12 protein-coding genes are annotated in these 12,092 nt (G+C 51.8%); 4 read left to right on the top strand and 8 right to left on the bottom strand.

Annotated elements, in window-relative coordinates; genetic code table 11:
• Positions 1-95 precede the first annotated feature (95 nt).
• Positions 96-665: a GbsR/MarR family transcriptional regulator gene (locus CHH67_RS08785; RefSeq protein ID WP_095264798.1), complete on the bottom strand. Its 570-nt coding sequence runs from the start codon at positions 663-665 to the stop codon at positions 96-98.
• A 431-nt stretch (positions 666-1,096) separates the two neighbouring features.
• Here CHH67_RS08785 and CHH67_RS08780 point away from each other — a divergent pair, with 431 nt between their 5' ends.
• The 3 genes from CHH67_RS08780 to CHH67_RS08770 are packed head-to-tail and all read left to right on the top strand — an operon-like array spanning position 1,097 to position 4,048.
• A complete protein-coding gene (locus CHH67_RS08780; protein ID WP_095264797.1) occupies positions 1,097-2,299 on the top strand; it encodes a quaternary amine ABC transporter ATP-binding protein in 1,203 nt (400 codons plus the stop codon).
• Positions 2,292-3,125: an ABC transporter permease gene (locus CHH67_RS08775; protein WP_095264796.1), complete on the top strand. Its 834-nt coding sequence runs from the start codon at positions 2,292-2,294 to the stop codon at positions 3,123-3,125. The genes CHH67_RS08780 and CHH67_RS08775 overlap by 8 nt, the downstream gene beginning before the upstream one ends.
• Positions 3,126-3,127: 2 nt before the next feature.
• Positions 3,128-4,048 carry a glycine betaine ABC transporter substrate-binding protein gene (locus CHH67_RS08770; protein ID WP_095264795.1) on the top strand — a complete coding sequence of 307 codons (921 nt, stop codon included), beginning with the start codon at positions 3,128-3,130 and terminating at the stop codon, positions 4,046-4,048.
• A 118-nt stretch (positions 4,049-4,166) separates the two neighbouring features.
• Here the strand turns inward: CHH67_RS08770 and CHH67_RS08765 are convergent, their stop codons facing one another.
• On the bottom strand, positions 4,167-5,144 hold the full coding sequence (locus CHH67_RS08765; RefSeq protein WP_095264794.1) for a LacI family DNA-binding transcriptional regulator: 978 nt from the start codon (positions 5,142-5,144) through the stop codon (positions 4,167-4,169).
• A 284-nt stretch (positions 5,145-5,428) separates the two neighbouring features.
• On the opposite strand from CHH67_RS08765, the gene CHH67_RS26175 reads away from it, so the two are divergent.
• Positions 5,429-5,602 (top strand): hypothetical protein, encoded by a 174-nt coding sequence (locus CHH67_RS26175; protein ID WP_179292083.1) that lies wholly within the window; start codon positions 5,429-5,431, stop codon positions 5,600-5,602.
• Between the two features lie 74 nt (positions 5,603-5,676).
• On the opposite strand, the gene CHH67_RS08760 is transcribed toward CHH67_RS26175, so the two are convergent.
• The 6 genes from CHH67_RS08760 to CHH67_RS08735 all read right to left on the bottom strand — a co-directional run bounded on the left by CHH67_RS08760 (position 5,677) and on the right by CHH67_RS08735 (position 11,977).
• The gene (locus CHH67_RS08760; RefSeq protein WP_095264793.1) at positions 5,677-6,489 is read right to left on the bottom strand and encodes an undecaprenyl-diphosphate phosphatase; all 813 of its coding nucleotides are present in this window, start codon (positions 6,487-6,489) and stop codon (positions 5,677-5,679) included.
• A 115-nt stretch (positions 6,490-6,604) separates the two neighbouring features.
• Positions 6,605-7,705 carry a stalk domain-containing protein gene (locus CHH67_RS08755; RefSeq protein ID WP_095264792.1) on the bottom strand — a complete coding sequence of 367 codons (1,101 nt, stop codon included), beginning with the start codon at positions 7,703-7,705 and terminating at the stop codon, positions 6,605-6,607.
• Between the two features lie 295 nt (positions 7,706-8,000).
• A complete protein-coding gene (locus CHH67_RS08750) occupies positions 8,001-8,804 on the bottom strand; it encodes an ABC transporter ATP-binding protein (protein WP_095264791.1) in 804 nt (267 codons plus the stop codon).
• A gap of 5 nt (positions 8,805-8,809) precedes the next feature.
• Positions 8,810-9,841, bottom strand: a complete 1,032-nt coding sequence (locus CHH67_RS08745; RefSeq protein ID WP_095264790.1) for a FecCD family ABC transporter permease — start codon at positions 9,839-9,841, stop codon at positions 8,810-8,812.
• On the bottom strand, positions 9,838-10,857 hold the full coding sequence (locus tag CHH67_RS08740) for a FecCD family ABC transporter permease (protein WP_244908129.1): 1,020 nt from the start codon (positions 10,855-10,857) through the stop codon (positions 9,838-9,840). Before CHH67_RS08740 ends, CHH67_RS08745 begins: the two co-directional genes overlap by 4 nt.
• Positions 10,858-10,870: 13 nt before the next feature.
• Positions 10,871-11,977, bottom strand: coding sequence for an ABC transporter substrate-binding protein (locus CHH67_RS08735; protein WP_095264788.1), 1,107 nt, complete (start codon positions 11,975-11,977; stop codon positions 10,871-10,873).
• Positions 11,978-12,092 lie beyond the last annotated feature (115 nt).

Here is a 12,092-nt window from a genome sequence, read left to right as displayed (position 1 = left end):
ATGAAAAAAAGGCACAACCCGACGGATCAGGTTGTACCTCGTTTAGGCAAACATTGCCTTCGATAATTATATTTTCCCTCTACATGGTGAAGATATCAGGAATGGTCTTCCGGAGGCTCCTTCGGAACCAGCTTGAAAATATCACCGTCCACAAAAGTATCAATCAATCGATCCAGCCAACGGTAATACGCCTCAGCCTCCCGCATTTTCGCACGATCTGCCTGAAGCACAGCATGCAGCTCTTCATCGTCCTCATGCTCCTTCATCAGCTTCTCGATCTCCTCGAGCGCCTTGCGAAGGACCAGAATATTGCTCTCTACGGATTTCCGCCATTTAATATCAAAATAATCGGCAAAGGTTTGGTACCAATCGTACTCCACCTCGTACAGATCCTTGCGGGAGCCTTTCTCCCATACCTTGTTTACCATTTTATAATCGAGCAGCGTACGCACGCCGGTACTCATGCTCGTTTTGCTCATCCTCATTTCCTGTCCCATCTCATCGAGATTCATCGGTTTGTCAGCAAAGAATAACAGACCGTACAAATGTCCCGTTGAGATCGAGATGCCGTACAAATCCATGTTGCGTCCGATATTTTCAATCACGCGCTTGCGGATTTTTTGCACGGCTGCCTGCCGAACCTCATCTAAATGGTACAAGCCCATGCTTGCAGCCTCCTCTTTCAGTGACCATCCAAGAAGTAGTGACAAAAGCGACAAATCCCTTGATACAGGCAGTATCTCCTGTACGTGACAGATTCTCCTCCAGCTAATCACACTTTCTCTTGTCTTATTGTAGGTAAAGCCATTTTAAAAGTAAAGAACTCCATTCAGGAGGATATCGGAGCATCTTGGAGTTATCTCAAGGATAACTTTGTACAGTTTTTTCTGTACGTACTTTACGTACGGATATAACGTTTGATACTTTACGAATCGATTGTTACAATGAATTCCATGGGTTTACAGTCGCGGGTCCATACTCATATGACCGGGACGAATACGGATATAGGATGGCCATATGACTCATTTCAATTCGACAGATCAACGTACTGACATCGTGACGTACGCTGCTATCCATATAAAAAGGAGGAGTACTTTTGGCTATTTTGCAAGTAAAACAAGTTAGCAAATTGTTCGGGCCACATGCCGAGCAAGGGCTGGAGCTGCTGGAGCAAGGCTTTAGCAAAGCCCGTTTAGCAAAAGAAAAAAACATTACGGTCGGGGTGAACCGAGTCAGCTTCGATATTCAGCAAGGCGAAATTTTTGTCATTATGGGGCTATCAGGGAGCGGCAAGTCTACCCTTGTCCGTTTGCTAAATCGGTTGATCGAACCGACATCGGGAGAAATTCTTATTCACGGCAAAGATTTGAGAAAGATGAACAAGGAGCAGCTGCGCGAGGTTCGGCGCAAGAAGATCAGCATGGTGTTCCAGAAATTCGCCCTGTTCCCGCACCGGACGGTGATTGACAATGTGGAGTACGGGCTCGAGATCCAGAAAGTCGATAAAAAGCTGCGGCGTGATAAAGCGATGACCGCTCTGGAGCTTGTAGGTCTGAAGGGCTGGGAGGACAAAATGCCTCACGAGCTTAGCGGCGGCATGCAGCAGCGTGTCGGGCTCGCCAGAGCGCTCGCCAATGATCCGGAGATTCTGCTCATGGACGAAGCGTTCAGCGCACTTGACCCGCTTATTCGCCGGGATATGCAGGATGAGCTGATTGAGCTTCAGGACAAAATGAAGAAAACGATCGTGTTCATCACCCATGACCTGGACGAGGCGCTCCGAATCGGAGACCGCATCGCCCTTATGAAGGATGGCGCTGTCGTGCAGATCGGCACGCCTGAGGAAATTCTGACCCAGCCGGCCAACGATTATGTAGAACGCTTCGTAGAAGACGTCGATCTGTCCAAGGTGCTGACAGCCGCCCATGTCATGCGTCGTCCGGAAACCATCACGCCGGATCGCGGACCGCGGGTTGCGCTGGAGCTGATGCGTGAACGCGGCATCTCCAACCTGTTTGTCATTGACCGCACGAAGAAGATGCTCGGTGTCATTACCGCCGAAGACGCTTCGGACGCGATGCGCAACAATCGCAAACTGGAAGACATTCTCGTCACGGACGGCCCGAAGGTTGGACCGGATACATTACTGAATGAACTGTTTGAAATCACCAGCTTGTCCAAGGTTCCACTGGCGGTTGTGGACGACAACGGCCGACTTCTCGGCGTGATCGTGCGCGGAGCCGTTCTTGGCGCCTTGGCTGGCGAAAGCAAGAGCGAGGAGGTGAAGCAAGATGCCTAAAATCCCGCTCGCAAGCTGGATTGAATCACTCGTTGATTGGATGGGGACTTACCTCGCCGGATTATTTGATACGATTGCATTCATTATTCAAAAGGTTGTTGGATTCTTCAATTATGTATTCATGCTGCCGCATCCTTATCTGTTCATCCTGATTCTGGCGGTGCTTGCTTGGTTCCTGGGTCGACTGCCGCTGACGCTGTTCACGGCCATCGGGTTCCTCGTCATTGATAATCTGGGCTACTGGTCCCAGACGATGAGCACGCTCAGTCTGGTCATTACATCGGCCTTGATATCCGTACTGCTCGGTGTGCCGCTAGGCATTCTGACCGCCTACAGCAAGACCGCATCACGCATCTTGATTCCGATTCTGGACTTTATGCAGACGATGCCGGCGTTCGTATATTTGCTGCCTGCGGTTACATTCTTCAGCCTGGGCGTGGTACCGGGCGTGATCGCATCCGTTATCTTCGCGATTCCGCCAACCATTCGCCTGACCCGTCTTGGCATTATGCAAGTATCCGGCGAACTGACCGAGGCCGCAGACGCCTTCGGCTCCACATCGGCGCAGAAGCTGTTCAAGGTTCAGCTGCCGCTGGCACTGCCAACCTTGATGGCAGGGATTAACCAGACGATCATGCTGTCCCTGTCGATGGTCGTCATCGCCTCCATGATCGGTGCGCAAGGTATTGGCGCCGAGGTGTATCGCGCAGTTACCCAGCTGCAGATTGGTAAAGGGTTTGAAGCCGGCCTGGCTGTCGTCATCTTGGCGATTGTGCTGGACCGCTTTACACAAAATATATTTAAATCTAAAAAGAGGGGTGCTTAAGCATGAAAAAAACGAAGCTTTGGCTGATGTTTAGCCTTGTCGCCGTCTTGATGCTGTCCGCATGTAACAGCGGAACTAACAGTGATCAGGGCAACAACGGAGGAACGGGTGAGGGAGAGTCTTCCGCTTCTGTCGGATCTCAAGTGAATCATCAAATCATCGGTATTGATCCAGGCGCAGGTATTATGAAAGCAACCGCTACCGCTATCGAGGAATACGGTCTGAGCGACTGGACGCTTGTGGAAGGCTCCGGTGCTGCGATGACAGCTACGCTGGATAAAGCGCTCAAGAATGAAGAGCCCATCATCATTACAGGCTGGACGCCACACTGGATGTTCGCCAAGTATGATCTGAAATATTTGGAGGATCCAAAGCTGGTCTATGGTGAAGCCGAAGAAATCCATACCGTGGTTCGTCTCGGCCTTCAAGAGGACCAGCCGGAAGCCTATCAGTTCCTGAGCAACTTCAAATGGACTTCCGATGAGATGGGCGAAATTATGACAGCTATCCAAGAAGGACAGGACCCTGAGGAAGCCGCTCGCGCTTGGGCGGAAGCCAACAGCGACCGGGTGGACGAATGGACTGAAGGCGTGAATCCTGTAGACGGTACAGAGTTCAAATTCAGCTATGTCGCTTGGGATTCCGAAATTGCAAGCACCAACCTGCTGAAAGTGATTATGGAAGACAGACTTGGCTTTAAAGTAACGGCCCTTCAGGTCGAAGCCGGCCCAATGTGGACGGGTGTTGCCAACGCCGATGTGGACGCTACGGTTGCCGCATGGCTGCCGCTGACGCACGCCGACTACTGGAATCAATTCCAGGATCAAGTTGAAGACCTTGGCGCCAACATGGAAGGTGTAAAAACCGGCCTGGTCGTTCCAGCTTATATGGACATTACCTCGATTGAGGATCTTGCCAACTAACAGCATCGAAGATTGTTCCATCTAATAAACGCCCCGATCCTTTCTGCCTGTGCAGAAGGATCGGGGCGTTTTCAGGCATTCGCCTGTCTACTTCTTTCAGGTGTTTCGGCGTGCCTATTCAGACCGAGGCCCGTTCGATCAGCTCAAAATCCAGCTCATGGCGGACAGGTGCGGTCTGGGTGCCTTCAATGTGCTCATGCAATATCGCAAAGGCCATCTCCCCCATCTGCAGCAGCTGATTATCGATGGTGGTGAGTCCGAGCATCCGGCCTATCGGATGATTGTCAAAGCCGATCACAGCCAGCTCCTCCGGAATGCTAACCCCCCGCCGCTCCGCTTCATATATCAGTCCGGCCGCAACGTGATCCCCCGTCACCAGCAGGGCGCTGGGGCGCTCCTTCATGACGAACAATCGCTCCATAATCGCTGCCCCGTCTTCAATATCCAAACACCGGTCCAGTATCCATTCCTTGCGATAAGGCTCTCCCAGCTCCTCCAGCATCTCCCGGTAAGCAATAAGCCTCGCCTCCGTGCTCGGACTGTCCATTCTCCCCACCGTAAAGCCGATATGCCGATGGCCCTTGCGGATCAGATACCGAATCGCCTTTCGAAACGCTTCGGTATGGTTGATATACACGGATGAGAATCGCCTCTCTCCGGCATCCTGACAGCATACGACCGGCCCATACGCACAGTATGCCTCAATCTCTGTCGGAGAAATGGAGGATGACAGCACCACGATGCCGTCCACCTCGCGGTTTCGCAGCATGTCCAGCGCTTCCCGCTCCTTATCCTGGCTGTACCCCGTCTGGCACAAAATAAGCCGGTAGCTGGCCGATAACGCCCCTTTCCCCACCCCTTCCATCAAGGCGGAAAAGTAAACATGGTTGACAAACGGCAGCATAATCGCGATATTCATCGTCCTGCCTGTGATCAGGTGGACGGCATTCATGTTTCTGGCATACTTCAACTGCTTTATCGTATCCATAACTCGATTACGCTTCTCTTCACTCACGTAGGGGTGATTGTTCAGCACCCGTGATACGGTTGACACCGACACCCCTGCCTGTCTGGCAATCTCTTTAATATTCGCCATCGTCCGTCATAAGCCCCTTTCACCGCTGACTTCCATGTCTGCATACTACCATGAATGCGAAGCGATGTTCAAAACCTTCCGCAACATGTCACACAAAAAGCTTGCTCTGAAATGCGTTTCATCCTGTATGTTAAAGCTGCGGGGCTCTTCTGCATGTCAGCGTGACCACCAGGGCGTGATGGCATGCAGAAGAGCCCCCGTTTGTACCGACTGAAATTTCCGTAACCTCCATGAAACTTAGACTCTCTCTCCGCGTATAATCACAACAAAAGGAGCTGATGGATTTGGAAACATTCGGAAGAGGCTGCCTCTATATTATCGTAGGCATGGTCTTGCTGCTGCTGGTGGCTATTCTGTTGCAGACATCGATTCATATTCCCTGGTTCATTTTTATTCCGCTCGTGATCATCGCATTTGTTATCGCGGCCAATCGAAGCAACAAGAATAAGGACGATTAACCCGAAAAAAAACAACCGTCCCTCGCCACAAAAGGCAAGGCCACGATTGTTCTTGTCACATTCAACCTGATGAGTTACAAAAAGATCAACAGCAAGGTTCCGGCCAAGAAGCAGTAGTACGCAAAGTATTTCAGATTGCCGCGGGCCATAATGTTCATCAGCCATTTCATGGCAAAATACGTACATATCAACGTAGCTACAAATGCGATAAGATAAGGCACAAACAGTGTCGAGCGTTCAGGATCGCCCATAATATCCGACACGCCAAGCACCGCACCGCCGAGACTGACCGGGATGTACAGCATGAAGGCAAAGCGCAGCGCGGTATCCTGTTTCATGCCGACAGCAATCGAGGCAATGACGGTAGCACCCGAGCGGCTGATGCCCGGTATAAGCGCTACGGCCTGCGCCAAACCGACGATAGCCGCGTCCTTCACCGACAGATCCCCGTCCCGCTTGCGGCCGCGAAGGTTCCGGATCAGCCATAGCGCAACCCCGGTGAACAAGAGCGCAATTGCCACGGTATGTACGGAGGAAAATACAGCTTCAATCTGCTCTTTGAACAGCAGTCCGATCACCATCGCCGGGATCGTACCGATCACGATATACAGCACAAACATAAAATCCGATCTGTACTCGGCCTTGCGCGTCCGCAAGAAAGCGAGTCCGTTCACAATCAATCGAGCGATGTCTTTGCGATAAATAAACAGGATGGCTGCAAGCGAAGCCGTATTCGTCAATATTTCAAATGACAACCCGTTCTGCTCCATACCCATCAACCGCTGGGCAATGATAACATGCCCGCTGGAGGATACCGGAATCGGCTCCGTCACCCCCTGAATAATGCCTAGCACGAGATACTTTAACCACAATATTAAATCTTCCATAGTTCTCCCACTCTATCTTATGATCATTTTTACATTCCAATCTATCATATCGTAAATCATAGGGAAGGGGCAAACCCGGATCGATTTCAGTCCGGAGAGCAAGGGTACCATCACGTTAGCGAATGCGGTATTTCTCGAATTCCGGGAACGGATGGAAAGTGACGGCAACCGGCTCGAACCCGCGCTCTGACCGGTCATACTCGAACTCAAAATCTCCAATATAATTCGCGAATCCAATATTAGCGGCAGCTTCGGCCGTCAGCTTCCCGCCTTCCACATCGTAATAGATAACCCCGCCAACACCGACCTGGCTGTTATAATGATCGCCCGGCTCAACATCCGGAATTCGGAACGACCATGCCTGTGGCGTCTCCCCTTTAAGCTTCACGTCAATAACCAGCTCCGAGCCTTCCAGGGTGATGCGGGATTCAATCCATTCATCGGCCGCCTGCTCTGCAGACAACACCGGAATCTCTTGACCGTCCCGCGGATCTACCACATGAATTTCTTCCATGTGCAGCCCTGTGCCAGTCCCGGTCGTGAATATGACAACAACCTCCGGCTGGCCGTCCCCGTCCACATCTTCCGCATGCAGTACCGGTTCATAACTCGGCAGCCTAGGCGCCTGCCAATCGTAGGAATAGCGGGCAGCTCCGGCCTCCAGAATGAAGCCTCTGTAATTCTGTCTGTCCTTCAAGGCAGCATACAGCTTGTAGCTGCTGTCCTCTGCGGTCGCCAGCGGTTCCTTCGGTTCCCGGACGCTGATGCTGACCGATCCCGATGTAATTGTCACATCCTCGATAGAACGATACGTTACTTCTGCCCCGGTCAACGATGAGAGGGAATCGACCGGAATGTACACATGCCCTTGCCGAAGCAGTACCGGTGCATCAAGCTGAAACAAAGCTTCGCCATGCACTGTTACCTCTCTACTGCCGCTCTTGAGGATAACTACTCCGTCCGGTGCATCAAGCTGCAAGCTTTTCTCCGCATTATCCCAACGGAAAGTATACGGATAGTACGTCCCCATCACCCTTGCCGGGACATATAAAATATCACCGGAATAAAAAGGATACCCTGGCGAAGGAACAGCTTCCCCGTCCACAATCACGATTGGGGCTGCCTCATCCTGCGCTTGCACGCGGTCCTGAAGCAGCTGGCTCATAATGACGATAAGCAGTAAAGCGGTAATGCCTGCGATGATGTACGATTTCAATGTCTGATTCCCCCCATGAATAAGCTGCTTCTTCAATTATAAGGGGAGAAAAATCGCTTTACATTACTTGATTGTAACAATTTGGAGACAAGCTTGTGACCATCTTTCTTGCGGCCATGCCTGATGTGATCATCCTGCATGCACACGCGAAGAAGCCCCTTCGGATCTCGGTTCGAAGGGGCTTCTGCATCTATGTTAAGGGGTATCTTTATATTAGGACGCCAATCTTAATATAAGCTTAAAATGCGATTAGAATAACATAAATTCATGCCTCGCTATCCCCGAGGATCTGAGGTCAGCAGTCCATGTGGTGCCGGCCCTTCGGGATGACGAAAGGAGAACCTGACAGCGGATCCGCAATAACGACACAATCCAGGCCGAAAATATCCTTCACCATGGCGCTTGTAATGACCTCGGACGGGGGTCCTTCGGCAACGAGCCTTCCGCTGTCCATGGCAAAGATATAATCCGCATAACGCGCGGACAAATTAATATCATGGAGCACCATCACAATCGTGGTGCCATGCTTCCGATTCAAGTCTGTCAGCAGATCCAGAATCTCCACCTGATAGGTAATATCGAGAAACGTGGTCGGTTCATCAAGGAATAGAATATCAGTTTGCTGCGCCAGCGCCATGGCAATCCAGACGCGTTGCCTTTGTCCGCCGGAAAGCTCGTCAATATGATGGTTGGCATACTCGACAATATTCATAATGCTCATCGCTTCGGCTACCGCTTCTGTGTCCTTTTTTGACCAGCCGCTGAACAAGGACTGATGCGGAAAGCGCCCCCGGCCAACCAGATCGGCCACCGAAATGCCCTCCGGCACGATCGGAGATTGCGGCAGCAAGCCGATCATGCGCGCCAGCTGTTTGGAAGGGATTCTACCGATCCCTTTGCCGTCCAGCGTTATCGATCCCGATATCGGCTTGATCAGCCGTGCCAGCGTTTTCAGAAGCGTAGATTTGCCGCAGCCGTTGGCCCCTATAATTACGCTTATTTTGTGGCTGGGAATCGTCAGGTCTATCCCGTGAATGATCGGCTTTTGGTCATAACCTGCTACTAATTGCTCCGCCTGCAACACATGTGTCTGTTTCATTATCGTTATAGATCTCCCTTTCGATTCATTCGGATTAGCAAATAGACCAGATAAGGCGCGCCAAGGATTCCGGTAATGATGCCCACCGGGAATCGGTACACAAAAGCAAATTGTCCGATCAAATCTGCTGCCAGCACCAAATTCACCCCGACAAGCCCGGCCGGAATCAGGTTGGAAGCCCCGATTCCAACCAATCGATTGGCGATCGGTCCTGCCAGAAAGGAAACGAAAGCGATCGGCCCTGTCGTCGCGGTAGCAATAGCAATCATAAAGACGGCGCCTACGATGAGCGCGGCCCTCGTCTTGTCGGTATTCACGCCAAGCGATGTGGCTGACTGTTCACCCAGCTCCAGTAAACTTAAGTGTTTGCCCAGCATGATCAGCATGGGGGTGCATACCAGAACCGTGAGAACAAGAGGCGGTAATTCATGCATTTGTGAACCGTTCAGACTGCCGCTGAGCCATCGGAACGCCGCCGGCAAATCCTGCTGTGAACTAATGATTAACAGATACGATACCACAGCATCCAGCATCGCTTGTATGCCAATGCCCACCAGGATCAAGCGTCCGATGGAAAACGATTTGCCTCTGGATAATACGTACATCACAATGACCGTGGCCAGGCCGCCGACAACAGCGGCAATAGATACGAGAGTCCGGCCGGAATGCAGCACCGTAATGAAAAATACGGCGGCAGCGCTCGAACCTGACGTGATTCCGATGACATTGGGGTTGGCCAGAGGATTGCGAAGCATCGTTTGAAATATATAGCCGGCGATGCCAAATGCAAAACCTGCAAACAGCCCAGCCAGCATTCTTGGCAGTCGAATCGTATTAACGGCAAAGGATACTCCCTTGATCTGCTCGCCGGAAAGGGCCCGAATGACATCCTGGACCGGGTAAATGGTATTGCCGAGCAGCAACATGGCCGTACATAGCATGCATGCAAGCATCAGCAGAATACCTGTAACAAGGAACCAGCGGCGGCGTCGATGCCGTCTGCCTGACATGATAAATTCATAAGCTTGATTCTTCATAATGAACGCACTTTCGATCTGATCGCTAGAATGATTAAGATAGGTGCCCCGATAAACGCGGTCACAATGCCGACCTCAACCTCACCCGGGCTGCCGATCAATCGGCCGCATACATCGGATAAGGTTAAGATGATGGCCCCCGCCAAAGCCGACATCGGAATAACGTAGCGCAGATCAGGCCCCAGGACAAGCCGCATGACGTGGGTGGCTAACAACCCGATAAATCCTATGGGCCCAGCCAGCGCTGTGGCCGCTCCACACAGAATCACACCGCCGAATGCGGCAACAAGCCGCAGCACCCCGGTCCGCACGCCAAGCCCGCTGGCCGCCTCATCTCCGAGTGCCAAAGCATTTAACGCCGGTGCAGTGACCACGGCAATCACGATGCCAACGGCTAAGAAAGGGAGAAACGTGAGAATCGAGCTCCAGCTGGCTGCTCCAACGCTTCCGACCTGCCAGAACCGGATCTGATCCATCACATGCGAACGCGGGAGCAATATCGCCGACACTAGCGAAGAAAGCGCGGCGCTGGTGGCCGCCCCGGCCAGCACAAGCTTAATCGGCGTAGCTCCTCCGCGCCCCATCGAGCCGATCCCGAATACAAAGACTGCAGTTATTGCAGCGCCAGCCAGTGCCAGCCATATGTATTCATTAGCCGTCGTTATACTGAATACAGCAATCCCGACAACGACAAATAAAGATGCCCCGGTGTTGACGCCAAGGATGCTGGGGTCAGCCAGCGGATTGCGCGTAACCGACTGCATCAGTGCTCCCGAAACCCCAAGGGCTCCTCCACAAAACAAGCCGAACAGGGTTCGGGAAATTCTTTTCCGAACCACATTCGCCCCAAAGGAATCGATATGAGGATGAAACAGGCCATCGATTAACTCTTGCCACCGAACGACTCGGGCTCCTAGCGTTAACGAAGCGAGGATGGCCGCACCAAGCAGCACAATCCCCACCAACAGGACAATGGAAAAATGCTTCGGAACATGCGGCCGATGACCTTTCCTCATCAAAGCTGGAGAACTATTCATTGATCTTGTCAATAGCTCCTCCGATTAACTCCAGATACTCATCAATTGTAAACGCGATGGACAGCGGATTCGGCGTGCCGGCTGCTACAAGCGGCGTGTCACTGGTAATAAAGGCAACGGAGCCTCGCGCAATTGCCGGAACCTTGCCGATCACGGGATCGGCCTTCAGCACTTCATACAGCTCATCATTGCCATATCCGACGATGAGATCTGCATCATACAGCGCCTCGATATTCTCAGCGCTTAATTTTAAGGAGTAGCTGTTCGGGTCTGTAATGAGCTCTGTAATGCTGTCCGGATACGTCATCCCCAGTTCATGCAAGAAGGAGACGCGGGAATCAATAGGGGTATAAATATGCAGCTGGGACAAGTCTTGCGCAGAGAAATTGACCCAGACAACTTTCTTGCCTTCAATTTGCGGATATGCGCTTAACTTTTCGTCAATCATGGCCTCCGTATCTTGAATAAGCTGCTCCCCTTCGGCCTTCATCCCCATCCCGGTTGCGTTATAAATAACCTGCTCTCTCCATGTGGTCGCCCAAGGAGCTGTTGGATAGGGTACAACCGGCGCGATTTCACTGAGTATATCGTAATCTTCCTGCGAGATGCCGGAGTATGCGGCCAGAATGACATCGGGATCCGAATCGGAGATCGCTTCGAAATCAAGGCCGTCGGTATCCTGGAAAACGTTAGGGTTCGTCACCCCGAGTTCCTCCAGCTTCTGGGCAGTCCAAGGCAGCAGGCCGCTATCATCCTGCACACCGAAATTGGCGGCAGAGAAGCCTACCGGCACAACGCCGAGAGCGAGTACGACATCATGATTGGCCCATTGGATGGTTGCGATCCGTTCAGGCTTGCTCTCGATGACCGTTTCGCCCAAAGCATGTTGGATGGTGATCGGGAATTCGGCGTCCGCTCCCTCAGCTTCTGGAGCTTCTGTAGTTGGTGTTTCCGTATTCTCCTCCGATGCAGTAGTCGTAGGCGTTTCCTCAGATACAGGTGCGGAGGTCTGCGAATTAGAGGAGCAGCCTGCCAATGCGATCAGCAGAACCATGATCATAGCAATCGACTTAAAGATGAACTTACGATCGGTTGTCATTGATTTTCATACCTTTCTATTTATGAATTCGAGAAACTATCCAACATTTGCAGCATGTTGCTCAAGCTATGTAAAGCCATCCTGTTACTCCTGGTGTAAGATGTTAAGATGATCT

The sequence above is a fragment of the Paenibacillus campinasensis genome (genome assembly GCF_002272015.1).
GTDB lineage: Bacteria > Bacillota > Bacilli > Paenibacillales > Paenibacillaceae > Paenibacillus_AQ > Paenibacillus_AQ campinasensis.
The sequence above is the reverse complement of the archived record's forward strand: the minus strand, read 5'-3'. Positions and strand labels throughout refer to the sequence as shown.

Excerpts from the sequence above, each read along its gene's own strand:
- CHH67_RS08770 (WP_095264795.1), top strand. The coding sequence starts at position 3,128 with ATGAAAAAAACGAAGCTTTGGCTGATGTTTAGCCTTGTCGCCGTCTTG.
- CHH67_RS08745 (WP_095264790.1), bottom strand. The coding sequence starts at position 9,841 with ATGAAGAATCAAGCTTATGAATTTATCATGTCAGGCAGACGGCATCGA.
- CHH67_RS08775 (WP_095264796.1), top strand. The coding sequence starts at position 2,292 with ATGCCTAAAATCCCGCTCGCAAGCTGGATTGAATCACTCGTTGATTGG.
- CHH67_RS08750 (WP_095264791.1), bottom strand. The coding sequence starts at position 8,804 with ATGAAACAGACACATGTGTTGCAGGCGGAGCAATTAGTAGCAGGTTAT.
- CHH67_RS08740 (WP_244908129.1), bottom strand. The coding sequence starts at position 10,857 with ATGAGGAAAGGTCATCGGCCGCATGTTCCGAAGCATTTTTCCATTGTC.
- CHH67_RS08785 (WP_095264798.1), bottom strand. The coding sequence starts at position 665 with ATGGGCTTGTACCATTTAGATGAGGTTCGGCAGGCAGCCGTGCAAAAA.
- CHH67_RS08735 (WP_095264788.1), bottom strand. The coding sequence starts at position 11,977 with ATGACAACCGATCGTAAGTTCATCTTTAAGTCGATTGCTATGATCATG.
- CHH67_RS08765 (WP_095264794.1), bottom strand. The coding sequence starts at position 5,144 with ATGGCGAATATTAAAGAGATTGCCAGACAGGCAGGGGTGTCGGTGTCA.
- CHH67_RS08760 (WP_095264793.1), bottom strand. The coding sequence starts at position 6,489 with ATGGAAGATTTAATATTGTGGTTAAAGTATCTCGTGCTAGGCATTATT.